The organism is Leucobacter luti (assembly GCF_019464495.1).
GTDB classification, from domain to species: Bacteria; Actinomycetota; Actinomycetes; order Actinomycetales; family Microbacteriaceae; genus Leucobacter; species Leucobacter luti_A.
On record NZ_CP080492.1, the window covers coordinates 2310818 to 2335261 of the forward strand.

The window sequence follows — 24444 nt, forward strand, 5'->3', positions numbered from 1 at the left end:
CTGAGCAGCAGTGACCGATGCAAGGGGACGATCATGGTCGATCAAGATGTGAGCACGCGACGGCGGGCGAGCGAGGGAAGCACGGACAGACCTCGGCTGCCGTTCGCCGCGAAAGTGATCGCTGGCGCCGCAGTGGTGTTGCTCGGAGGACACATGTTCCTCACCGCCGTGTACAACGCACCGTCGGAAGAGCTCAAGTACGGTGTGCTGCCGGGGGCCGTGGCGGATCGCTACATTCGCCCCTACCTCGTGCAGGATTACAAGATCTTCGCCCCCGATCCCGCAGATACGGATCGGCAGCTGTGGGTGCGGGCATGGGTGGAAGAGCCCGACGGTGAACGTGTGCGTACGGACTGGATCAATGCCTCCCATGTCGAGCTTTCCGAGGCCTATCGGAAGACGCTGCGAAAGCAGCTCTCAGTGGTGGGTGCCGAGCGACTGATGGCCGCGTACTCTGCGCTGGGCGATGCTCAGAAACAGGTCGCAGCGGAGAATCACCTCGACGGCAAGGAACTTTATGCGCTGAACGACGCGCTGCTTGCGGCCGATGATTCTAACGCGGCAGCCGTCAGCGAGTTCATCCGTGCCGACAACTACGTCACCTCCTACGCTACGCAGGTAGCGCACGCGATGTGGGGCGAAGAGGGCGAAATTGTTGGCGTCCAGGCGAGAGCCGTCTACGATCCGGTGATTCGCTGGGCCGATCGCCGTGATCCGGACGCCCAGCGTCCACCGTCGCGGTATACCGACCTGGGGTGGGTGCCACCGATGGAGTGGCCAGGGCAGGATCGCGAAGCGTTCACACGCACCTTCCGCGCGTGGGCTGAGCAGGCAGGGGAGGGTCAATCATGAGCACGGTCGGAGTAGTCGGAAACCCGGTCACGCGCGTGTGGGAGCGATTCCTGCACTGGCTCCTCGACGCGCGGAAAGCGAGCTACGGTCTTGCGGTGATGCGAATCGGGTTCGGGGCGATGACAGTCACGATCTTGGCGATGTACCTTCCCAACTTCTCTTATTCGTTCGGGCAAGGTTCGCGCTGGGGCGAGGCCCTGTTCCGCAACTCTGCAGTGAACGACTACGTGTGGCCGATCCCGCTGCTGTTCTCGCGAGACGATCCCGATCAGTTGCTGCTGGTGAAGATCCTTGTGCTGATGGGAGTGGCGGTCGTCTATGCGCTGGGGTGGCGGATGCGAATCGTCTCCCCGCTCTTCGTCATGTTGTGGCTCGGCTTTGCAGCCACGAATCCGGTGATTCTCAACACCGGGCACTACCAAACGTTTCGCATTTTCCTGCTGTTCCTGCTGCTCGCCGACACGTCCAGGCGGTGGTCGCTCGATGCGCGGCGCAGAGCGCGGACAGGGGAGGAAGACCCGGCGCTCGGATTTGGCGCGTGGCGCCTGCCACGCTGGGTCCCTATTCTGGCGAACAACCTCGCGGTAGTGCTTATCGGCTACCAGCTCTGCGTCATTTACGTGACGAGCGCGCTGTGGAAACTGCAGGGTACGACTTGGGTGTCCGGCGTCGCCTCGTATTACCCGCTGCAACTTGAGGAACTCACGATGTTCCCGTGGCTGAACCACCTCGCGTGGCAAATCACCCCCGCCGTCTACATTGCTTCCTGGCTGAGTGTCTACGGCCAGCTCTTGTTCCCGCTGTTTCTGCTGAATCGGTGGACACGAATCGGCGGCCTGATTCTGGTCACTGGGATGCACGCATCGATCGGGATTTTGCTCGCGCTACCGTGGTTCTCGCTCATGATGATCCTTGGCGACATGATCTTCATTCGTGACCGGAGCTGGGAGAGTGCGATGGCGTGGGTGCGCCGTGCGCCGTGGAAAGCGCGCAGGGGGTCTCGCGCACCAGCGAATGCTGATGCCGGGGTGTCGGCCACGGCTGGGGCCGCGACTGCGATGCCGGCGGTGACGCCAGCTCCAGCGCCGCCTCTTCCGGAGCTGCCGCAGGAGATCGCTGAGGAGCGGGAAGCGCAACCCTCATCTCGCCCGTAGCTCACTGGCCGTGGCATACTCTCGATGAGAGTGCATTCGGGTGAGGGGGATCCTGTGAGCGGAGTCGTACGGGCGGACGCTTCGGCGCTGACCGCTTCCGAGGTGATCCGGCGCAACGCAGTGACGGTGCGCGGGCCAGAGGGTGCGCCCGCGCTCGTGTTCGCTCACGGCTATGGCACGAACCAGACCACCTGGGCCCGTGTTGCGGACGCGTTCGTCGCCGACCACCGGGTGATTCTGTTCGACTATGTGGGTTCTGGCGACTCCGATCTTGCTGCGTATGATGAACGCCGATATGACTCCTATGACGGGTATGCCACTGACCTGATCGAGGTCCTTGATGCAGTCGGCGCGGCGCAGGTCACGCTCGTCGCGCACTCGGCGAGCGGCATGATTGGTGCGCTGGCTTCGCTCAGACGGCCAGAGCTCTTTGCGCGGATCGTGATGGTGTGCCCGTCTCCACGCTATGTTGATGATGACGGATATGTCGGCGGGTTTAGTCGTGCAGACGTGCTGGGACTCATCGACGCGATTGACGCGAATCAACCCAGCTGGGCAGCGTCGTTGGCCCCCGCCGTCACCGCGCGTGATGATCGCCCAGAGGTCGCGGATCGTGTGCGGCAGCTGTTCGCCGCAACGCCGCAGCGAGTGGCGAAGCACTTTGCTCGGGTCGTGTTTCTGAGCGATGTGCGCACCCGGTTGCCGGAGATTGACGTGCCCTGCGTGATTTTGCAGTCGAGTGGAGACATCATATGTCCGCCACATATTGGCGCATACTTGCGAGATCGCATCCCGAACGCGACGCTTGTTCTCCTGAATTCGTCTGGCCACTTCGTGCACCTCACTGAGCCAGAACTGATCATCGACCAGATCCGGGCGGCGTTGTGATCGCTGGCCACGCAGCGGCCGAACACGTGCGGCTCCTTGAACACAGCCCTGCCGCGCTTCTCGCAGTGGATCTGAACGGCGCGATTCTGGCGCACAATCGTGCGCTCCGCACCTGGCTCAGGATCTCAGAAGACGCCCCTGACCTTGGCGGGCGCAACCTCATTGAATGGTTGACCCCGAGTGCGCGGCTGCTCTATGAGACTCGGATCATGCCGCAGCTTTTCGCGACCGGGCACGCACGCGAAGTGGTCCTGGACCTCCGCGATGCCGCAGGAGTCGAGCGCCCGGTGCTCTGCAATGCCGAGTTGCACCGCGACGCTGCAGGGTCGCACAGTGTGTACATTGCGGCGCTCGACGTGAGTGGCCGGATCTCGTTCGAGCGCGATCTCGTCACGGCGAGACGTGCGGCTGATGAAGCCCATGAGCGGCTCGCACTGCTTCAGGAAGCAACGAGCGCGCTCGCCGTTGCGCGCGGCATCAGCGACCTTGCGGAGGCGCTGGTGGTTGGTGCGAGCCGTGCCACGCATGCGGCGTGGACCGCGGTCCGGATCGTGGCGGAGCCGAAGAGCGAGGATCAAGTGGCCGCCCATCTGGGCGGCAGCGTCCCCCTCCGTGACCGGGCCACTACTCATTCTGAACGGCGAATCGAAACGTGGGGAGAGCTGCCGGCAGGGTGGGCCCTGGGCGGTGGCTTCGCGTCGCGGGCGACACAGGTGGTGTGCCGCACTCCGGCTGAGATTCGCAGTGCGCTGCCCGAGATGGCAGCGGAGCTCGGCGCCAACGGGGTGGAAGCCGTGCTGCTCACCCCCATTGTGCGCGGGCCTGGGGTCGATGATCAGGTGTTGGGAGAGATCATCTGTGGATTTCGGCGCTCGCGCGCGCTCGAGGCTGATGACCTCGAGATCGTGCACGCGCTCGGGCTGCAAGCTGAGCGCGTGATCGAGCATCTGCAACTGCAGGAGCAGCTTCGGCACCGGGCGCTGCACGACGGATTGACCGGGCTTCCGAACCGCGTGCTCTTTGCTGAACGGCTGAGCCAGTTGCTTGCGACCGCCGCGCGAACAGGCGAGGCGTGCGCGGTCTTGTTCATCGATCTTGACGGATTTAAGGCAATCAATGATGGAGCAGGTCACAGCGTGGGTGACGAGGTCTTGCGCCTCGTCGCTGCGCGGATCCGGTCCAGTTGCCGTGCAGGAGATACGGTGAGCCGGCTGGGAGGCGATGAGTTTGTTGTGGCGGTGAGCAACGCGTCTCGAGACGCAGTCACCGCGTTGGCGGAGCGCATCCGAGCGGCGGTGGGTGCCCCGATTGACGACGTTGCGGATGGCGCGAGCCTCTCAACGAGCGTGGGCGTTGTGCGGTGGGATCCCGCGGATCACGTCGGGCACCCTACGGCGGACGGGATCATGAACGCTGCAGACGCCGCAATGTACGCCGCGAAGTACGGTGGCAAGAATGCGGTCGTGGTGCGGGAATGGGGCGAGTGACACCCGTGCCGCGGACACAAGACCAGCTCCGGGTGAGGAAAGTGCTGCTGGCTCTGCCAACCTGGCCTGGAACCGCGTAGTCTGCAACGGTGCGCACACGCTCGTGCCGGCAGTCGATGTGGCTGCCGGACATGATGCACTGTGCAACTGTTTGTTGATCGCTCAGCACGCTGGAACACGACACTGGAGTCCTGAGCACACCACTGAATACTCGCAGCCCGAAAAGGAACACTCATGAGTAGCTTTTCCACCGGCCCGATGCCGGGTACCGCTGGTGCCGCGCGCATGCACGAGGTCACTGAAGAAAACGTGCATCTGATAGACCGTGTGATCGATTTCTCGCGCCGCCGATTGCTCGCGTCAGAGATCCCCCTCGACAAGCCGATGTCCGAGAAGGAACTGTCGCGGTTGGTCAACGAGCAGATCTCAGAAGACGGTATGGGGGCCGACCGTGCGCTGTCGGTCTTTGAGCATATCCTCTCCCCGGCGTGCATCTCCACGGACCACCCGCAGTACCTCGCGTTCATCCCGTCAGCGCCGACGAAAGCCGCGCAGGCCTTCGACATGGCGGTGTCGGCGACTGCGCTCTACGGCGGCTCGTGGATGGAAGGCTCCGGCGTGGTGCATGCCGAGAATGAGACGCTCCGGTGGCTCGCCGGGGAATTCGGTTTGCCGGAGTCCGCGGGTGGCGTCTTCGTGCAGGGTGGCACCACAGGCAACCTTTCCGCACTGGTTGCGGCGCGTGACGATGCCAAGCGGAAACGGAGCGCTGCAGGGAAGTCTCGGCCCGAGGAATGGATCGTGGTCTGCAGCGAGGAAGCACACTCCTCGATCGCTTCAGCTGCGGCCGTGATGGACGTCACCGTCGTCACCGTGCCGACGGGTGACGACGGTGTGCTGCACGGGGACCATGTGCGGCCTGCCCTCGAAGAACACGGCGATGCCGTGTTTGCCGTGGTCGCGACCGCCGGATCTACGAACTTTGGGCTGGTCGATGATCTGCGATCCGTTGCGGACCTGAAACGAGAGTACGATTTTTGGTTCCACGTCGACGGTGCGTACGGGCTTGCGGCGATCCTGTCGCCACTCGCCCGCGCTCGATTCGATGGCGTCGCTGAGGCGGACTCGGTGATCGTTGATCCGCACAAGTGGCTGTACACGCCGTTCGACTCGTGCGCGCTGCTCTATCGCGATCCTGAGACCGGACGCCGTGCGCACACCCAGCACGCCGCGTATCTCGACACCTTGAACGAGGCCCCGGAGTGGAACCCTTCGGACTATGCGATTCAGCTCACTCGCCGGGCGCGCGGCTTGCCGCTGTGGTTTTCACTGAGCACCTATGGTGCGGGTGCCTACCGCGCGGCGATCTCGCACGCGCTCACTGTAGCGCACGAGGTGGCCGACGAGATTCGGAGCCGGCCGGAGCTGCGTTTGGTGCGCGATCCGCAACTGTCCGTTGTCGTGTTTGAGCGGATCGGGTGGGAAGCCGCGGACTACGCGTCGTGGTCAGAGAAGCTGCTCGATGCCCAGACCGCATTTGTGACCCCGAGCTCGCATCACGGTGTCACGAACCTGCGGTTCGCTGTGCTCAACCCTCGCACCACGCTCGCGCAGCTGACGGTGCTGCTGGACACGCTGCGTTAGCGGGCCGTTCGCGGACTAGTGCCCCTCGGCCTCGCCACGCATTTCAAGCGCGACCTGTTCGGCGTCGAGCGTGGCGAGGGCATGCGAGAGCGTTGCGGAGCTAAACCTCGCTTCTTTGCGCAACGCGAGGAGGAGCTCACGCTGCGCAAGCAGGATGTTCAGGCGCAGGGAGCGACGATTGATACGTTCCTGGCGTTCGGCAGCTCCTGCGCTGAGAGCACCGAGAAGTTCAACGGCCTCATGATCCGCGAGATCGGCGGCCGGGTCGTGGCCCTCCTGGGACGGGTGTGGATCGTGGTTCAGGGGCTTCTCGGGCAGTGGCTTCTCATGAGATGTCCCCGCTGCTGAGGCCCCCTGGTCCCTGGCCACCTCGAGCAAAAGCTCCATGAGTTCCGCCCGCTCTGCGGCGTTTTCTTCGGGGTCTGGTGCCGCGGGGCGCACCACTCGCACCAGCCACGGCAGGGTGCCGCCCTGAATGAGTAGGGACGAGCCAGCGACGAGGAACGCCACCAAGATCAGCAGTGATCGACTGGGAGTCTCGGCGGGGAGCGTTTGTGCGGCTGCGAGCGTCACCACGCCACGCATTCCTGCCCAAGCAACCACTGTCCCCTCACGCCAGCCCAGCGGCTTCTTCGAGAAGTAATCGATGTCTGCTGACTTGCGCTGCACTCGGCCGCGCAGTTGCGAGAGCCGCTTGGCAGGAACGGTGCGGGAGTGTCCATCGCGTTCGAGCTTGATGTCCTGGTCTCCGGCGTGGTCGAGCTTCGATTGCAGTTTGTCGAGTGTGGGTTTGATCCGCTCCCCGCGCTTTTGTGTGCGTCCGATAGAGGCGATCAGGGGCGCAACATAGAGCGCGCGCAGCAGCGTCACGACTCCGAGTCCGATGGCTGCGAGCCCGACTGCGGTCCAGACGCCAGCACCGTCCCGTTGTACGTCGTTGATGATTTTCGAGAGCTCCAGCCCCATCACGAGGAAGACGGTGCTCTCGAGGAGGAGTTCGACCGTGCGCCAGTTTTGCTCATCGGAGAGCCGGTGCTGAGGTTTCAGGAACCGGACGGATCCCATCCCGGTGACGAGTCCGGCCACCACTGCGGCGACGAGTCCGGAGCCGCCGAGCGCCTCAGCGGGGAGCGAGGCCAGAAAGGGGACCGTGAAGGAGATCACGGTGTTGACCGTTGCGTCCTGGACACGCTTGCGCACGAACAGATTGACGATTCCGATGAGGAAGCCGATCGCGGCCGCGATCAGGACAGCCCAGACGAAGTCACCCAGCACACCCCAGAGTGATACTGAGGCGGCTGAAGCCGCGATTGCGGAGCGTAGGAGCACGAGCGCGGTGGCGTCGTTGAGGAGGCTTTCCCCCTCGAGCACGGTGACGATCCGTGGTGAGACCCCCACACGCTTGACAATTGTTGTCGCGACAGCATCAGTGGGGCTCAGAATCGCCCCGAGAGCGATCCCGCCGGCGAGGCCGAGGCCCGGAATCAGCCAGGAGAAGAGAGCGCCGAGGACAACGGCACTGATGACGACGAGCACCACCGAGAGGCCGCTGATCGTCTTGAACTCGCGTCGGAAATCGACGGTGGGCATCGATACGGACGCCGAGTAGAGCAGCGGCGGCAAGATGCCCGCGAGGATCCACTCCGGATCGATCTCGAACTCAGCGACGAAGGGGAGAAAACTGATGACGATACCCACGAGCACGAGCAGCAGCGGCGCAGGGATCCGGAGCTTCGGGGCGATGAGACTCGCGCCTGCGATGCCCAGCATTCCCAGCACCCCAATGATCAGTAGTTCCACTGGTGCGCTCCTTGCCGCGGGGTGACCCGCTCATTCAGTTTCGCGGGGCGACGCGCGGTCGCCTCGCGAGAGTTCTCCTGAACAGAGCCTACTGAGTGGGTGGGCACAGGGAGCGATTTTGCAGCTTCACACCCACCAGGGAAGGGTGGCCCATGGGCCGCCTCTGGCGGGGTCGAGCGCCGATTCCATGGAGCTGACCGCCTCGGCGGCAAAGTGAACATGGTGTGCCGCGGCTGCCCCATCGCTCCAGTGCATTGCGCGGCCGAGTGCGTAACTGCACCCAAACTGCTGCCAGGAGCCGAACTCGGTGCGTGCGATCTCGTTCACCTGTTCGACAAGCTCCAGTGCTTCATCCGGTGAGATGAGACCGAGGCCAACACCCCAGATCGGAATCGCCGCTGCCTGGCCGAGTGCATACCCGTCGAAGCTGGTCACTGTCGCTTGGGTGGGGTACAGGACGCTGTCTGCGTGTCCGAAGCTGCGCTCAAAGTAGGCCACCGATCGCACGAAGTCGAGTTCATCACCGAGCCCCGTACCTCCGGATTGTGCGATGAGTGAGAGCCATTCGGCAGTGCACGGACGCTGTCCGCCGTTGGCCCGCGCCGCTCGGTCACGCAGCGCGAGGAGCTGTTGCCAGTGCTCACGGCGTCGACGCTGCGTGCTGAGCCAGGTCACCACCTGCGCGAGATCTGCGCGAGAGTGGAACCCCCACCATTCACGGATTGCGGTGGCTTGTTCCTCGCTCATGGCGGCGGCGGTGGGATCGTTCCATGGCTGCGCCGATCTGCTGAGCTGCTGGAGTCCGAGTGCCAACAGATTCGCGTCGCGAGTGCCGATCGGGAAATCGATGTGGGTGTGGTGTGCGCAGTTATCTGAGGGGAGGGAAGTGTTGAGCACTGACTTCTTCTTGCGTGTGGACGGAACTGCGCGCGGGGAGGGGCGCACGCAGGGGCTGGCTCGCCTATTCTCCAGCCGCCGCACACGATGGGAGCGCATTCGGCTCGGAAACGGGTAGCGCAATGCGATTCCTCAGGGAGGATCGGTGCCGGCTGAGTGCTGTTGCGCTCTCGGCTAGGGGCGCTACTCAGCGCTGCGCTGGGGAGTTGTCCCCCGCTCGTCTTCCGCTACGCAGTGTCGAGGGCTGCGCAGACCGCAAGCAGCAGGCGAGTCTGGGCGGCGTGATCGCTTGCCTCATCCGGTTGCGGCCAAGAAGAGAGCTTGACGATGACGGTGTCGGTGGGCGGATCGAGCCAGAGAAGTTGGCCGTGGATTCCTATCGCTGAGATATTGCCGCGCGCGTTCCCGGTGCACCACCAGTGCCGGGTGTAGCTGCCCGTGGCAAAGGCTGTCAGCCAGCCGTCGTATGTCATTGCCGCACGTGACCCGCCACGGAACAGTGCGTCCACCCAGCCTGTGCTCACGACCCGGCCACCGGGGGCCATCCCACCATCGAGGATCATGCGTCCCACTCTGGCGAGATCACGAGCGGTGCACGAGACACCAGCATTCGCGTACCCGAAGCCTGTGGCATCGACGGTTATAGATGCGTCGTGATCCGCGTCCAGTTTTGACCAGACATAGGTGGAGAGAGCTTCGGGGTAGCGCAAGCCGCTCACATGCTCGATGATCCATGCGAGTACGTCGGTGTGCGCAGAGCAATACTGGAACTCGCCGACCGCCCCCCTGCCGCGCAATGTGGTGAGAAACTCTGCATTCGTCGCGGGGTCCCCGTCGTGGCGCGTGCGCCAGCCGGCTGCACGATCGTGAGTCTGGACTTCAGAAGCGGGATCAGTGTATTTCTCTGAGTAGTTGACTGAAATCTCCATGTCGAGGAGTTGCTGCACTGTTGGTCCGTCGTACACGGAATCCTTCAATGCGGGAACATATCTCGTGATGGGAGCAGCGGGGTCGAGGAGGTGTGCGTCGATCAGCGCGCCAGCGACGGTGCTGCAGAGTGACTTCGAGACGCTCATGAGGAGGTGGGGGCTATCGGTGCTGAATCCCGCTCTGGCGTACTCTGCGATCACGGAGTTGCCGCGGAGCACGAGGAAAGCGTCGGTGTGGGTGGCCTCCAGCTGTGCACGGAGATCAGTGATGCGGCGGTCCAGTCCACCGAGTCGCGAGGTGACAGCGTGTACGGGCGGTACTCGTGAGATTGTGGCGGTCGGCACCACTTCGGTGAGGTGTGCGAACGCCCACTGATTGTGCTCTGGATCCTGCCACGTGTCGAGCGTCGGTTCGTGCAACGCGGCTCCCGGGTGTCGCGTGGGCCGGTCGAATGATTCGCTCACGCGGCTGCCCCCTGCCGGATCGATTTCGCAGCGAGGAGCACGTATGTAGCTGCGGCGACGAGCATCCCAGCAGGCACGGAGAGGTCAAGGTAGCCTGCGGCGACCGCGAGAGGCCCGGTCCAGATGTCGGTCGAGAGAAACAGTACCGATGCGCCAGCCCCAGCGGTGACCGCCGTGATCCCAGCGAGTCCAACACCGTGCCAGAACCAGAATGCGCCGCCTGGGCGCTCGTCAAACAGCTCGTCACCGTCGTATCGGTTGCGTCGCAAGAGGATGTCAGTGACGTACACCGCCATGGTGGGCGCCGAAATGATGATGAGGAATTGGAGCATCAGGTTGACAGCGCCGAGCAGACTTGTGGAGAGGACGAGAATGATCGTGAAGATCGTTCCGAGCGTGCCGATCAGCACGGCCGACGGGATGCGCTTGATTGGCACGCCGATCGATTGGAACGCCATGCTCGCCGTATATGTTGTCATGCCGTTGAGTGCCACGGTGTTGATGACGACGCCGAGCACAAAGAGTGGACCGAGCCAGGTGGGCAGCATGTCAAGGAGCACGTACTCGATTCCCACGGACGCATCGGCATTCGAAACGGTGGTGCCGAGGGCGGCTCCAACCACAATGAAGCAAAATCCTGGGACCGCCCCGCCCAGTGCGGTGGCCGCGACAATGTGTGACGGTTTTGTGCTTCGCGGCAAGTAGCGGGCGAGGTCTGCACTGTTGGAGTACGAGAGCGGCGTTGACGCGAGAATGGCGAAACCGATCGTGAGACTTGACCACAGACCGAGACCGCTCAGTGGTTCCGCCTGCGTAAACGCGAGATCAATCTGGGGGGGCAATGAAAGCGGTGACCAACAGGAAGATCACGAGCAGCGCGATCGTGACGAAGGTGTAGGAGCGAAGGATGAGTCCGTGGCCGTAGACCGCGACGAGCACTGTCACGGCCGCGACCGCGATGGTGACCAGGATCAGTGCGTGCGTGCGATTGTGGAACCCGAGCCGCACTAGGAGTTCCGCGCCCATGAAGGAGGACGCCACCCAGTTCAAGGCGAGGAATACCCCTGAGATGAACCAGCCGTAGATAGCAATGACTGCTTTGTTGCCGCGGATGCCATAGATTGCGCGCTGAATCACGGACCCAGACGTGCCGGCGGCGGGGCCGCTCACAGCGACGATGCCGGGGAGCACCCACAGTAGCTGGGCCGCGATGATGACGAGTAATGCTTGCCAGATCTCGAGGCCGAGCACCAACGTGAGCGTGGCGCCAATGGTGAAATTCAGCACACTCACATTGGGTGCTGCCCATACCGCGAAGAGGTCGCGTGCGCGGCCGTGCCGCTCAGAATCGCTGACGAGATCGATCCCGCGAGTCTCGGGGTGAGCGGGAGAGTCCGGATGGGGCGGGGTGGCGGGTGCCGCCGCTGATGATGATTTCGGCATTGAAATGCTTTCTTGAGTGAGGGACCGGACTGCGGTGCACTCTATTGTAAGAGTGTTCAATAGTGTGTTGATCTCTTATCAAATAGAATGTCTCGCATGGTGTCAAGTGCGCGGACGCGAAAAGATCCCACCGAGCGGCGCCAGGAGATTTTGAGGCAGGCGGCATCGATCGCGCTTGAGCGGGGGCTTGAATGCGTCACGCTGCGGGCTGTTGCGGAGCCGCTGGGGGTGCGCGCCAGTCTCGTCCATCACTATTTCTCGTCGGCCGAGGCGCTGGTCGTGGCAGCGTTTGAGCTGGCGATTTCTGGCGAGCGAGAGGTCTTGTTCTCTGCGAAGGGCACGCCGACAGATCGCCTGGCGACGTTGATACGACGCGTCCAGGATGGTGCCGGCGACGAGCTTGCGCGGTTCTGGCTCAATGCGCGCAACCTCTCGCGCTTCCGGTCCGATCTCGCGCTCGCGCTCGCCGAGCAGGAAAGCCTCGATCGGAGGGAGCTCGTGGGCCTCCTGGATGATGGAGTCGCGGTGGGAGAGTTTGCGTGCTCAGACACGCTGGGAGCGTGTGTCAGGATCTTCACTGCCATTGATGGGCGGGGTGCATACGTGAACAATCTGGGGGAGTTTCACCACCCGGCCTATGTGCACTTCGTCACGGATGTGGCTGCATGGGCGGTTGGCGTGCCGGTTGAGGAACTGCGTGCCCGCGTGGCAGCTGTTGAGGTCGAGGGGCGGGATCGTGGAGCAGCCTCCGCCCTGGGCGGGGCCGTGTGACCCGCCGCTCTTTGTGGGCTGTGTGTCTCCCGCCCCGACGTGCGCAGACTCCGGGATAGTGGGTAATTTTGGACTATGATTAATTTGTGCAGAAAAAGCTTGGCGCTGGCGCCGCAATACTCGCCCTGATCGTCGGAGGCATCGTGTTCGCTGCGCCTGCTCAAGCGATCACGTTCTCCGACCCCAAATCGATAGTGCTCGGCTGCGCGGGGGCGCGTTATACCTACGGAGCCTCGCAGGTCGATCGCGACAATACCGGACAAGGGGCGGAGCAATACCAGACCCGAGTCACTGACGGAGATGGAAACATCTTGTTCGGGGCAGATATTCGGCTCCCGCTCGGAGGGGTTCAATCTGGGACGAGTGGTTCGCTCGCCTATACCCAAGCACCAACGCGAAACCCGATTACGTTTTCGATTACCACCCTCGCGGGAAACGGTCTGCCCGAGCACATCAACTGGACTGCCTCAGGCAACTGCTCGACCCTCCCATCTCAGCATGCTCCTGTCGTGGTTGACCCCAGCCTGATCGGGGTGTTCGGAGCTGCGGTGCACGGATCCTTCGCGGACTACGCGAGTGATGCTGATGGGGAAGAGCTGAGCTATGCAATTCTGACCCCCTCGACACATGGCACGCTCACGCTCGATGATGACGGCGTGTACTCCTACCGCGCGACCAGCCCCGGGATCGATACCTGGGTGGTCAGCGTCTCAGATGGCACCGGCAACGTGACTCCCATGACCGTGACGTTCACGAACCTGTACAGCCCGACGCTCGGGCTCACGGTGTCGCCAACTCCAGCGTCCTTCGGTGATACCGTCACGATCGCCGCCCAGCTCTCGGTGTTCGACGGACGGAGCCCGAGTGGGATGATTGAGTTCCTCACCGGGGGAAACACCCTCGGCACCGTTGCGCTTGAGCCGGATGACGCTGGGCGCGCAGAGCTCCAGCTGCCTGACCTGCCAGCTGGGTCCTACGAACTCACTGCCCGCTACGCAGGTGACGGTGCGTATCGGGACGCGAGCTCTCCTGCCGTAACGGCATCTATCGAGCGAGCAGGGACGAGCACCTCGCTTGCGCCCGCCGCCGCGACGGTCGGCGTTGGCGATCCGGCGGTGTTCACGGCGACGGTGGCGGGGGGAGCGCCAAGCGGCAACGTCGAGTTCTTCGCGGGGGGAGAGTCGCTTGGCGTGGTGGAGCTGAACGGAGCAGTTGCGAAGCTGGAGACGACCGCCCTGCCGGCGGGCAAGCACGTGATCTCAGCGGCGTACACGGGAGATGTGAACCACATGGCTTCCCCCCGCTCTTTGGGAGCGACGCTCACTGTCGTCGCCGGCGGGGTGGCACCGAAGCCCGAGCCCGAGCCCAAGCCCGAGCCCAAGCCCGAGCCGGGCAACCCCGAGCGGCCCGAACCGAAGCCAGCTGCAGCCCCGAAGATAGCAGTGCAGCCGACCCTCCCTGCGGCGGGGCGGCTCGCAGCGACCGGAGCAGCTGACGTGACGATCCCGCTCGCAACTGCGGTGCTGCTGGCGGGTGCAGGATCGCTTGTGCTCGCCCGTCGGAGGCGGGCGAGACCTGAGGTCTCGCCCGAAGCTGCTGCGCCGCCTGGACCTCGGCCTTCCGTGCGGACCGGGCTCTCCGCACTGAGCGTGCGCGAACCGTGGTCCGCCCGGCCGGGCATGGTCCGCCGATGGAACGGTGTGCGCTCGGAGGGTGGTCGCAGCAACCGGGCCCCGGGGCGGAGGGCTCGAGTAGCCCGGCTACCCGTTGAACACGGCCGGATCGGGGCCGATCCGGCCGCCGCGCTCGAAGCTGTCGATCGCAGCCACTTCCGTCGCCGTGAGTTCGAAGTCGAACACGTGAAGGTTTGCGGTGTAGCGTTCGGGAGTGACCGACTTGGGGATGACCACTCGGCCCTGTTGGAGGTGCCACCGGAGCACTACCTGCGCGGGGGTCTTCTCGTAGCGTGCCGCGATGGCGGCGACGGAAGCGTCGGCGAGCACCGTGCCCTGCGCGAGCGGACTCCACGCCTCGGTCACGATGCCGCGTGCGGTGTTCGCCTCGACGACCGCGCGGTTCTGGAACGCAGGGTGGAGTTCTACCTGGTTGACCGCGGGCACGAGCGCGCTGTCTTCCGCGATCCGGGCCAGGTGCGCCGGTTCGAAGTTGGAGACCCCAACGGCGCGCACGCGCCCGTCGGACGCGAGGGATTCGAGGGCCCGCCAGCTCTCAGCGTATGTTTCCAGTGCGGGCGCCGGCCAGTGGAGTAAGAAAAGATCGAGTTGCTCGAGGCCAAGCCGCTCGAGTGAGGCGTCGTACGCCCGCAGGGTCGCGTCGTAGCCGTGCTCAGAAATCCAGAGCTTTGACGTGATGAACAGCTCTTCGCGGGCAATGCCCGAGGAGGCGAGTGCCCGGCCCACGCCGGTCTCGTTGCCGTACACCGCGGCGGTATCGATGCTGCGGTAGCCCGCCTCAAGCGCGCCCGAAACGACCGCGGTGGTCTCATCATCGGGAATTTGAAACACCCCGAGGCCGAGCTGCGGCATCGAGATGCCGTTGTTCAAAGTGACAGTAGGAATATGGGGGAGGGTCATGCGGGCTCCTTCGGGTGGTGCGGAGAGCGGTCAGGGGTTACGGGGTCTGAGAAGTGAGTGGTGCGGGGGTGGGGTGCGCGGAGACGGGCATCGAGCTCGGATCCTGGGAGCGCAGAGTCTGGGGAGCTGCCTCCGTGGCGCGGACTGTCTGTCGGCGCGCGGCCACGGCCGCGACACTCATGAAGATGAGGGCGACGGCGGTAAAGGAGGCACCGACCCAGATCGGCGAGGTGTAGCCGAGGCCCGCTGTGATCCCAACACCACCGGCCCACGCACCGAGGGCATTGCCAACATTGAATGCACCGATGTTTGCGCCAGAGGCGAGCGTGGGCGCGCCGCCCGCGTAGCGCATGATGCGGCTCTGGAGGCCGGGCACCGTGCCGAAGCCGAAGCCGCCCATCAGCACGAGGATGACCACGACAGCGGGCTGTGAGCTGGCGAGCAGCCCGAAGGAGACCAGCACGAGGGTGAGGATCGCGATGAATGCGATGAGCGTGCCATCGATGCTGCGATCCGCGAGGCGTCCGCCCGCCCAGTTGCCGACGACCAGTCCGGCACCGAACAGCACGAGGAGCCAGGGGACGGTCGCACTTGCAAAGCCGGTCACACTAGTGAGCGTGTATGCGATGTAGGTGAACGCGCCGAACATGCCACCGAACGCGAGCACTGTGACGATGAGTGAGAGCCACACCTGCCCGGAGCGGAAGGCGCGCAGTTCGGAGCGGAGACTGACCTGAGTGGTGTTCGATTTCGGTGCGTGCACCAGGAGGGCGATGCCAGCGAAGGCCAGGACCCCGATTCCCGAGATCACCCAGAAGGGCGCGCGCCAGCCGTACTCCTGACCGAGGAACGTGCCGAACGGCACGCCGAAGACGTTGGCGGCGGTGAGTCCGGTGAACATGATCGCGATGGCTCCGGCCTGCTTCTGTGGCGCAACGAGGCTCGCGGCAACAACGGAACCGATCCCGAAGTATGCGCCGTGGCTGAGCGCGGCAATGATCCGGCCGACCATCGCGAGTTCGTAGCCCGGGGCAATGGCTGTCAGGAGATTGCCGAGGATGAACAGCACCAGCAGGCCGAGGAGGACGGGTTTGCGCGGAAGCTTGGTCGTCGCAGCGGTCAGGCCGAGCGCGCCAATCACGACTCCGAGGGCGTAGCCGGAGATGAGCCAGCCGGCCGCGGCTTCACTGACCCCGAGGTCACGGGCGACGTCTGGGAGAAGCCCCATGATGACGAACTCGGTGAGACCAATTCCGAAGGCCCCGAGTGCGAGTGCGATGAGCGCCAATGGCATGTGCTGATTCCCGTTCTTCTGGTAAAGTAGTTGCAAACGCGGCATATTGCGATGCCGAATGTAATCATTGCACACGCAACTAGTCCGCGCAAGCAACTACTTGGACCGACCCCGTCACGGGTCGAGAAGGCTGGGGATCATGGGCATTGCCGACGACGCCGTCGAGATCCGCGCCCGCGGCTGGCGCACCCTTGCGGCCCTGCACTCGCTCATCGAGGCAGCGCTCGAGCGTGCGCTCGGTGATACCGTGCAACTCTCGGTCGTTGAGTACACCGTGCTCGACGCGCTGAGCCGCCAGGACGGCTGGCACATGCGCATGCAGCAGCTCGCCAGAGCGACGGCGTTGAGTGCGAGTGCGACGACGCGGCTGGTGACCCGGCTCGAAGACCGCGGGCTCCTGACGCGGATCCTGTGCGCTGACGATCGCAGGGGCATCTATACCGAGCTCACGCCGACCGGGCTCGAACTCTATCGCCGCGCGCACCCGATCCACGACGAAACGCTCGAGCAAACGCTCGCTCAAGCTGAGGAGCGACCGGAGCTCGCGCCCGTCGTGCATGCGTTGCAGGAAACGAGTGTTCTGGCCGAGCTGGAGTGACGGCCCCTCGGAGCGGCGATCGACGGGCTGCCTGATTCGGGACGGGATGCCGCCCGGACGGGGTATCGCGCCGTGGAACGCGCTTCCCCTATGCGAAGAGGTGGGGCACCCATCTTCGCCCGAGGAGCTACGGATCTAGGTACTCAGCAGCCTGTATCCCGCACCTAGTGGGCCCACTATGCACTTGACTGGAGCGAGCCAGAACACGGTCTACCGGCCTGGCTGGGCGCTTGCGCCTCGAGTATCTGAGCCATCCCCCTATCCCCCCCCAAGGGCTTGTCTGGTGTTCTCGGCGCAAGAGTGGGGCAGTCGGCGGAAGACGGCGACTGCCCCACTGCCCGCAATGCTGCGGGTGTCGCACCCTACTGCGTCAAGTGCGACAGGAGGACGTCGGCCAGCTCGATTCGTGTGGCCGTGTGTGTCTTTCGCCGGGCATTGGCAATGTGGTTCTCTACGGTCCGACTGCTGATTCCCAAGCGCTCCGCGATCTCGGTGTTCGTGAGCCTCCCCGCCAACATTCCGACCTGCCGCTCTCGTTTGGTCACGAGGTCCGGTTGCGACGCGGAATCTGACAGCGTCAATTCGTTCTCGCCCGGGGCGCGCCCAAAGAACTGCGCCGCCACACCCAGGAGCGCGGCCGATCTGCCCGAATCACCCTCGCGTTCAGCCCGCCGCGCAGACGATCCCAGGAGCTGCGTCAGAATGTGGGAGTCATCGCCAATGTGGACGTTGCGCGCCCACTGCTCCAGCTCTTGAGGGCTCTTGTTCGTGCGGAGCGCATTGCACAGCGCAACTGCATTCGTGAAGAGCGGAAGATTCCCATTTCCGTAGGCGGTGGCGAGCTGATCAGCGGTGTGATCGCCCCAGCTAATCGTGAGCGCGGTCAGCGCGGTCTGGATGGCGCCGACAATGAACCCCTTTTTCACCCGGGCCGCTACGGCGGTAGCCATGGCCTCGTCGAAGCGTTCAGCGTCCGACCCTGCCTCCAGTATCGCGTTCGTGAAGTCGAGCCCCATGCCGAGAAAAGGTCCAACCTCAGGTGAGACCGATGCTGCTTCGAGCAACATGTCTTCCCGAACCTGATGTCGCCCCGAGAAGTGCGCATCCATGGCGCCCATCACGAATATGGCGCCATAGAACGCATCGAGTACCGGGCGCGGCCGGCCGATAACGGTGACTTCAGAGAGTAGTCGTCTAATAAGTGCATAGTCCCCGAGATGGTGCGCGCAGAGCACCGCCAGGTAACTCAGCACTACGAAAGCAGAGCGATCGAGCCTGTCTTTGGCGAGCGATCGCTTTTGCAGCGCGAGCTCCAGCGCTTCAGAGACCGAACCCCGGAGGTAAGAAATTCGCGGTGTGGCGTAATCCTGCAGCCAATCCATCTGCGGCATTGAGGCTGTGGTTTTCAGGTCATCATCCCAGGTCGACAGATCTCCAGCAATGAGCGCCAAGAACATGCGTGAAAGCTGCACCACGGGAGTGGGCGGTGTGGTGGGAGCGGGGTAGTGCGCTGGCGCTGCGTCCCCGTGGAGCACGAGGAGCACGGTGAGGCCCGCATCCAGTGTCGTTGCCAGCCCCGGGTGGGCAGCGGCGTGGTGTGCAAAGAGTGACTGTGCCAGGGCCGGAGTGTTTTCGTCAAAGATGAGCCACTGAGCGCGCCGGAACAGGAGATCAACGTCGTTGAGGTCTGGCGAAGCGGAGCCCTCCGTCGTTTCAGAGAGGACCCGGAGGACTGTTCGACGTTCGCTCCGATTCCCCAACGCAAACGAGAGATACCCCGACGCGTTCTTCGGGGAAGGATCGCTCGTCCACGCAGCGAGTGCTTGTTCGAGGGCTGCAGCGTCGTGCATGCGGAACGAGCGCGCAAGGAGCGCCAGCTCGTTCCCGAGCCCGGGCTGGGCGCTGCGCACCGGCGCGGCCGCGCTGGGGTCCTGAAGCATGGCGGCGCGCTCTTGGCGCACAATTCGGGGGATGTCCTCAAACCTGGTGGCGAGCACCGGAGGCCACACCTGCAACTGCATGGAGTTCTCTGATCCAGCAGGCGAGACATAGCGAAGCTCGAGCCCGCGCTCCACGGTGTCTTGGCCATGCGCGTCGACGAGCTGTGACACATCGACCGGGCCATTTTCAGCGAGCCATCGAATCAGTGAGCTTTCAGCGGGGTCAAGCTCTGCGAGCAAGCCATCTAGCAGTGCCGCAACGCTGGGGCTCCAGAGCGAGCCAGAGACCCCGCGCCACACTCCGTCGACAGACTCCAGGAGGCCATCATTCCTGGCTGCTTCAGCCAGCGCCACGAGAATGCCGATGATTCCGCCTGATTTGCCATAGAGACGAGCGGCAACAAGTGGGTCGATGGGTCCGCCCAGCAGATCATGCAGCAGTGCGCCAGTCGCCGGGAGATCGAGGTCAGGGACACGAATGAGGCGCTCGGGCCATGCAGCGGGGAAGTCTCGATCTTGCGGTCGGCCAACAACCTCTGTTGAGATGAATCGGAGCCCCGCTTGATTGCGAACTGCGGAGAGTACTCGCAGAGTGAGGGGGTCGATCAGGTGAGGATCATCGACGGCAATCACCCAGTTCGCTCCGAGAGCACCGGCAATCCCATCGACAGCGCTCATGGCATCTTTCGTGCGGAGGGTGAAGCCCAGGTTCGCGCGGATCTGCTCCACACCGTATCCCGCCTGATCCCTCCCCACGAGACTTCCTCGAACCCCGAGAACCGGAACTGAGGATGCTTCGAGTGCGGTGACGACGGAACTCAGGAGCGTGGTGCGTCCCCCCAACCGTTTGCCTGAGAGCCGCACATTCTGTCCGGCTTGGAGTGCGACGAAGGCCTCGTCAATTGCTTGCCGAAACACGAACATGGATGCTCCTACCTACTTCGCGAGTAGGGGTACTCATTCCCCTAGGGATATCATCGCACGGCGAGGGGAAAGTGAGCGTGACGCACTTCTCGCTATGCCTGTGCGCGGGGGAGCACGATCGGTGCCCCAGTGTCCGGGTCGGAGATGACACGTGAAATCAAGCCGAACACGCGTTCGATAGTTGTCTCGGTGATGAGTTCTCGGGGCGGGCCTTGCGCTACCACCACGCCATCGCGCATCGCGATGAGGTGATCCGCATAGCTTGCCGCCTGGTTGAGATCGTGGAGCACCGCAACAATGGTGCGGCCAGCGGATTTTAACCGCGCGACAAGTTCGAGGACTTCGAGCTGATGCGCGATGTCGAGGTAGGTGGTCGGTTCATCGAGGAGCAGTATGGGTGTCTCCTGAGCAAGCGACATCGCGATCCACACCCGCTGTCGCTGCCCGCCTGAGAGCTCGGCCACCGGTCGTTCCGCCAGAGTCAGCACGCCGGTGTCGCGCATCGCGCGATCCACTGCGCGCTCGTCCTCCTGGCTCCACTGCGCCAGTACACCCTGGTGCGGGTGACGGCCTCGTGCGATGAGCTCAGCGACCGAGATCCCTTCCGGGGCGATCGGCGCCTGTGGGAGGAGGCCGAGCTGCTGGGCAAACCGTTTCACTGCGTAGTCGCGAATATCGATCCCATCGAGTCGCACCGTTCCCGAGCTCGGCTTCAGCAGCCGCGCGAGCATGCGCAGCAGTGTGGACTTTCCGCAGGCGTTTGGCCCGATGATTGCGGTGAACGAGCCGGCGGGGATCTCTACTGTGACGTCGTGGAGCACAACGGTGCGATCGTACCCGCCGGAGAGCTCCGATGCGCTGAGATGCCGGGGACGGAGCCGATCGCTGTCGCTGGTGCTATCGCTGGCGCGGGGATGAGCTGTCATGAGCGACCGCCTTCACGGAAGAGAAGCCAAATGAGGTAGAGCCCGCCGAGACACACCGTGACCGCGCCGACAGGAAGCGTGGCATTGGGGAGTGCGTGCTGAGCAATGAGGTCGGCGGACGTCAGCAGCACGGCTCCGACGAGCGCCGCGCTCGTGAGATCGAGCGCTCCTGCCCGGCCGGTCATCCGCGCAGCGATCGGCGGCGCCGCGAGCGAAATGAAGGCGATCGGGCCGGCGACAGCGGTGACCAGGGCCGTGAGCGCCACTCCGACGACCACGACGAACACCTTGCTGCGCTCCACCCGCACACCGAGCGCCGCCGCGGTGTCATCGCCGAGTTGGAGCTGTCTGAGTGAACGTGAGCAGTGGAAGGCAGCACAACAGTGGGAGCGCGATCGCTGCGGAGGCGAAGACAATCGGCCACTCGACGCCGTGCATGCTCCCAGCGCCCCACACGGCGGCCTCGGCCGCGAGCGCGAGATCGACGTGCACCGAAAACCACACATTGACCGCTGAGAGCATCGCCGAGACTGCGATGCCGACGATCACGAGGCGGAAGCCGCCCATGCCGCGTCGATACGCGAGCACGTAGATTACGGCGGCCGCGCCCAGCCCGCCAGCGATCGCACCGGCGGCCTGCGCGCCGTAGCCGGCGTTGCCGAGCAGGAGCATGACGACGACGCCGGTGTAGGCGCCAGTGTTGAGCCCCACGATGTCCGGGCTGCCAAGGGGATTCCGCGTGAGCGATTGAAACACTGCGCCACTGATGCCGAGACAGGCCCCGAACAGCGCTGCGGCGAGGGCGCGTGGCGCGCGCCACTCCAGCACCACCATGCGGTCGATACTGTTGCCCCCCGGCACAAGCGCCTGGAATACCTGCTCGATCGTCAGCGTGCGGGAGCCGAGCGTGAGCGCCGTGAGGGTGCACGCGATGATGGCGACGAAGAGGAGCGCCTGCACAGCCATCGCGCGCTTCGTGGTGCGGCGGCTGAAGCGGCCGACGCGGATCACCGCGATTCCGCTCACAATCCACCGACTTTCGTGCCTCGCACCAGCGCGATGAGGACGGGGGCGCCAAGGAATGCGGTCACGACGCCTACTTGCAATTCGGCCGGTGCCACGATGATGCGACCCAGGACATCGGCCGACAGCACGAGAACTGGGCCAAGCACGAGTGAGAACGGCAGGATCCACCGCTGATCAGGTCCGACGAGGAAACGCACCGCGTGTGGAACCATGAGGCCAATAAACCCAATCGGCCCAGCTGCTGCCGTCGCTGCGCCGCAGAGGAGTGTCACGGCAAGCATGCCGCGAGCGCGCGTCCAGCCGATCCGTGATCCAACAGACCGGGCGAGATCATCGCCCAGCGCGAGGGCGTTCATGCCGCGCGCGCAGGCCATCGCGAGGAGGAGGCCGGCCGTGATGAACGGCAGAATCACGGCGATCGTGCCATCCGGGCGGTCGGCGAGGGTGCCCGCTCCCCAGAACCGCATCCGGTCAAAGGTTTGGGTGTTTAGCATCGCGAGAGTGTGAAAGAGAACCCCATCAGGACGGCGCTCAGCGCAACGCCGACGAGTGTCAGTCGCAGCGGCGTCGCCCCACCGGGGCCGCGCGCGGCAACGGCATACACCACGGCCCCGGCCACCACTGCGCCGAGAAACCCGAACCACAAATAGTCGGAAATCCGCGTCACTCCCCACACGGACACCCCGAGGACGATTGCGAAGCCAGCTCCGGCATTCACCCCGAGGATGCCGGGATCGCCCAGCGGATTCCGCGTGAGACCCTGCATGAGTGCACCCGCCACAGCAAGGCTGGCACCGATGAGCAGCCCCAGCAGTGTGCGGGGAACTCGAAGTGTGAGGATCGTCGCGTGGTCGATACCGCCGTCCGGTGCGGTAAAAGCCGACCACACTGTGCTCAGGGGGAGTGCGGCCGAGCCGATCGCGATGCTCGCTGCGCTCACGGCGAGCAGCAGCACCGCGGACAGTGCGAGCCAGGCTGCTCTGCGCCGGAAGCGCACAGCCGATCGTGTCACGGTGGCCGGGGGCGCGACAGTCACGAGCGCTGTGCCGCGCGGCTCAGCTCGACACGCTCGATCCCCCACCCGAGTTTCTGCCGCGCACCGACAACCCACCCAGCCGCAGCGGCGAGGCGAAGTGTGGCGCCTGGAGTGCGAGTTGGGGCGCCGATCGCCGCGAAGTCAACGAGCGCGTGCGAGGCATCTGCCGCTTCGCTGAGTCCGTCCGGGGTGAAGCGCTCGATGAGCAGAGCGCGCGGAGCAACGACCGCGAGCGCACGCAAGAGCGCGATGACCTCCGTATCACTCCGGTGTCCGAACGCGAGTGCAGTGACCGCGAGGTCCTGATCCGGCGGAAGCTGGGAGCTGAAGCGCCAGTCGCGCTCGCCAGCTTCAGCGCGCAGGGCCTCAAGGGGGCCGGTGGACTCGTGAATCGTGAAGTCTGCCTCGGTCGCGCCGCTCAGCACGCTGCCGATGTGGACCGCGCCCGGCCCCGTGATGACGATCGTCGCGGCACCAGTCCAGATGGGGTGGTGGATCAGGCCCGTCAATACGTGGGGAAGGCTGCCGGCCTGTTCGAGCAACTCTGCAAAGTACTCGGGCTCCGTTTCGACCGCGGTGCGAAGCGAGACCCCGCGGGAGCGCTGCCAGGCCGATCCTCCCTCGGCGATGGCGTCGGGGAGCGCCGCGAGCGTGAGTACCTGATCCGCTGCAAATCCGGTGAATCGCTCCTGCCCGTGTTCATCTTCGCTGAGCTCTTCGCCCAGCCGGTCGAGTGTGTAGCGGCCGTCATCGAGCGACGTCAATACTCCACCCTGCGCGAGCAGGGTGAGGAGTGGAGCGAGCGCCGCTGCCGAGGGGATACGCAATCGATCAGCGAGGGCGGCGGGCAGGAGCGGTTCGGCCGCGAGTGCGTCGAGTATGCCCAGTTGCAGGGCCGCTCGCACTGCGAACCACATCACGGGCTGTTCAGGGAGCACGGGAACGAGGGGCTGCGACGTTGTTTCGTCGTGTCCGACGCGCTGGTGCCAATAGCCAGTGATATTGGTGTGTGATTTGGGTGCGCCGAGTGTGCGCGCGATCCGGCGCACCTGCAGCAGTGCACGGCTCTCGGCCGCCGCCCAGACGTACGGGGTGCCGGGGAGCGCTGCGAGCCGTGTGATCGCGTCCGCGAGTGCACGTTCATCGGTGGGGTCCGCCACCACCCACTCGACTCGATCCTCATCACGCAGCTGCAATGCGTGCTGGGCAGACTCCTCGCTGATCGTGATGATGACTCGTGCAGGTGCGTTCGCTGGGCGCTCGTCGAGAAACCGCATGATCGCTGGAATTGCGGTCTCATCACCGGCGAGCAGCACCCAGTCGACGTCAGCGGGGACCACGGTCGACGACTTCGGGCCGGCGAACCACAGCTCATCGCCCACGTGTGCGTCCCTGGCCCAGCTCGCAGCTGGCCCGTCCCCGTGTAGCACGAAGTCGAGGTCGAGTTCCTGCGTCACAGGATCGAAGCGACGAGGGGTGTAGTCCCGCCCCTGCCGTGACTCGGACGGCCCCCACTCGATCCCGTGGGCGAGCTGCACCGGGAGCGCCGAAGCAATATCTCCGTCCGCAGCGAAAATGAGTTTCACATGGTCATCAAATCCGGGGGACGCAAAGGCCGGAAAGTTCATTCCGTCCTGTGTGAATGCCCCGAGTTGCGTGCCGGTCAGTGTCACCCTGCGCATGCGCGGTGTGATGTCCTGCATTCTGGCGACGTGAACACGCCGGAGGACGAGGGGGTGAATGATGAGATCGTGATGCGCCATGTCTGGGAGTCCG

19 protein-coding genes and 2 pseudogenes are annotated in these 24444 nt (G+C 64.5%); 8 read left to right on the plus strand and 13 right to left on the minus strand.

The features are described from left to right. Positions 1–33 precede the first annotated feature (33 nt). The 5 genes from K1X41_RS10395 (at position 34) to K1X41_RS10415 (ending at position 6025) form a co-directional block, all read left to right on the plus strand. Entirely contained in the window at positions 34–852 is an 819-nt protein-coding gene (locus tag K1X41_RS10395) for a DUF5819 family protein (RefSeq protein WP_220174550.1), read from the plus strand. Continuing rightward, positions 849–2006 carry an HTTM domain-containing protein gene (locus K1X41_RS10400; protein ID WP_220174551.1) on the plus strand — a complete coding sequence of 386 codons (1158 nt, stop codon included), beginning with the start codon at positions 849–851 and terminating at the stop codon, positions 2004–2006. Before K1X41_RS10395 ends, K1X41_RS10400 begins: the two co-directional genes overlap by 4 nt. Positions 2007–2060: 54 nt before the next feature. Further along, the gene (locus K1X41_RS10405; protein ID WP_220174552.1) at positions 2061–2894 is read left to right on the plus strand and encodes an alpha/beta fold hydrolase; all 834 of its coding nucleotides are present in this window, start codon (positions 2061–2063) and stop codon (positions 2892–2894) included. Continuing rightward, positions 2891–4381, plus strand: coding sequence for a sensor domain-containing diguanylate cyclase (locus tag K1X41_RS10410; protein ID WP_220174553.1), 1491 nt, complete (start codon positions 2891–2893; stop codon positions 4379–4381). The genes K1X41_RS10405 and K1X41_RS10410 overlap by 4 nt, the downstream gene beginning before the upstream one ends. A 234-nt stretch (positions 4382–4615) precedes the next feature. Further along, complete coding sequence (locus K1X41_RS10415; RefSeq protein ID WP_243736040.1) at positions 4616–6025, plus strand: pyridoxal phosphate-dependent decarboxylase family protein; 1410 nt, start codon at positions 4616–4618, stop codon at positions 6023–6025. A 15-nt stretch (positions 6026–6040) separates the two neighbouring features. Here the strand turns inward: K1X41_RS10415 and K1X41_RS10420 are convergent, their stop codons facing one another. The 5 genes from K1X41_RS10420 to K1X41_RS16000 form a co-directional block, all read right to left on the minus strand. Next, positions 6041–7825, minus strand: a complete 1785-nt coding sequence (locus K1X41_RS10420; RefSeq protein WP_220174554.1) for a cation:proton antiporter — start codon at positions 7823–7825, stop codon at positions 6041–6043. 126 nt (positions 7826–7951) lie between these two features. Further along, the gene (locus K1X41_RS10425) at positions 7952–8722 is read right to left on the minus strand and encodes a DUF1266 domain-containing protein (protein ID WP_220174555.1); all 771 of its coding nucleotides are present in this window, start codon (positions 8720–8722) and stop codon (positions 7952–7954) included. A gap of 227 nt (positions 8723–8949) precedes the next feature. Beyond that, a complete protein-coding gene (locus K1X41_RS10430) occupies positions 8950–10116 on the minus strand; it encodes a serine hydrolase domain-containing protein (protein WP_220174556.1) in 1167 nt (388 codons plus the stop codon). Beyond that, positions 10113–10958 carry a cytosine permease gene (locus K1X41_RS15995; RefSeq protein WP_309478045.1) on the minus strand — a complete coding sequence of 282 codons (846 nt, stop codon included), beginning with the start codon at positions 10956–10958 and terminating at the stop codon, positions 10113–10115. The genes K1X41_RS10430 and K1X41_RS15995 overlap by 4 nt, the downstream gene beginning before the upstream one ends. Then, positions 10942–11559 carry a cytosine permease gene (locus tag K1X41_RS16000; RefSeq protein ID WP_309478046.1) on the minus strand — a complete coding sequence of 206 codons (618 nt, stop codon included), beginning with the start codon at positions 11557–11559 and terminating at the stop codon, positions 10942–10944. Before K1X41_RS16000 ends, K1X41_RS15995 begins: the two co-directional genes overlap by 17 nt. Positions 11560–11655: 96 nt before the next feature. Here K1X41_RS16000 and K1X41_RS10440 point away from each other — a divergent pair, with 96 nt between their 5' ends. Further along, positions 11656–12330 carry a TetR/AcrR family transcriptional regulator gene (locus K1X41_RS10440; protein WP_220174557.1) on the plus strand — a complete coding sequence of 225 codons (675 nt, stop codon included), beginning with the start codon at positions 11656–11658 and terminating at the stop codon, positions 12328–12330. A 548-nt stretch (positions 12331–12878) separates the two neighbouring features. After that, positions 12879–13598, plus strand: a pseudogene (locus K1X41_RS16140) (Ig-like domain repeat protein); the annotation flags it as partial. 492 nt (positions 13599–14090) lie between these two features. On the opposite strand, the gene K1X41_RS15735 reads toward K1X41_RS16140, so the two are convergent. Continuing rightward, positions 14091–14924 carry an aldo/keto reductase gene (locus tag K1X41_RS15735; RefSeq protein WP_258566444.1) on the minus strand — a complete coding sequence of 278 codons (834 nt, stop codon included), beginning with the start codon at positions 14922–14924 and terminating at the stop codon, positions 14091–14093. Positions 14925–14961: 37 nt separating this feature from the next. Then, positions 14962–16218, minus strand: coding sequence for an MFS transporter (locus K1X41_RS10450; RefSeq protein WP_220174559.1), 1257 nt, complete (start codon positions 16216–16218; stop codon positions 14962–14964). A 139-nt stretch (positions 16219–16357) separates the two neighbouring features. On the opposite strand from K1X41_RS10450, the gene K1X41_RS10455 reads away from it, so the two are divergent. Further along, entirely contained in the window at positions 16358–16816 is a 459-nt protein-coding gene (locus K1X41_RS10455; protein WP_133616494.1) for a MarR family winged helix-turn-helix transcriptional regulator, read from the plus strand. 362 nt (positions 16817–17178) lie between these two features. On the opposite strand, the gene K1X41_RS15740 is transcribed toward K1X41_RS10455, so the two are convergent. The 6 genes and pseudogenes from K1X41_RS15740 to K1X41_RS10485 all read right to left on the minus strand — a co-directional run bounded on the left by K1X41_RS15740 (position 17179) and on the right by K1X41_RS10485 (position 24431). Then, positions 17179–19680: a helix-turn-helix transcriptional regulator gene (locus K1X41_RS15740; RefSeq protein WP_258566455.1), complete on the minus strand. Its 2502-nt coding sequence runs from the start codon at positions 19678–19680 to the stop codon at positions 17179–17181. A 92-nt stretch (positions 19681–19772) separates the two neighbouring features. Then, the gene (locus tag K1X41_RS10465; protein ID WP_220174560.1) at positions 19773–20606 is read right to left on the minus strand and encodes an ABC transporter ATP-binding protein; all 834 of its coding nucleotides are present in this window, start codon (positions 20604–20606) and stop codon (positions 19773–19775) included. Further along, positions 20603–21572, minus strand: a pseudogene (locus K1X41_RS16145) (FecCD family ABC transporter permease). The gene K1X41_RS10465 and the pseudogene K1X41_RS16145 overlap by 4 nt, the downstream one beginning before the upstream one ends. 56 nt (positions 21573–21628) lie before the next feature. Then, a complete protein-coding gene (locus K1X41_RS15745; protein WP_258566456.1) occupies positions 21629–22126 on the minus strand; it encodes a FecCD family ABC transporter permease in 498 nt (165 codons plus the stop codon). Continuing rightward, the gene (locus K1X41_RS15750) at positions 22120–22668 is read right to left on the minus strand and encodes an iron chelate uptake ABC transporter family permease subunit (RefSeq protein ID WP_258566457.1); all 549 of its coding nucleotides are present in this window, start codon (positions 22666–22668) and stop codon (positions 22120–22122) included. The genes K1X41_RS15745 and K1X41_RS15750 overlap by 7 nt, the downstream gene beginning before the upstream one ends. Next, a complete protein-coding gene (locus tag K1X41_RS10485) occupies positions 22665–24431 on the minus strand; it encodes a siderophore-interacting protein (protein WP_220174563.1) in 1767 nt (588 codons plus the stop codon). The genes K1X41_RS15750 and K1X41_RS10485 overlap by 4 nt, the downstream gene beginning before the upstream one ends. Positions 24432–24444 lie beyond the last annotated feature (13 nt).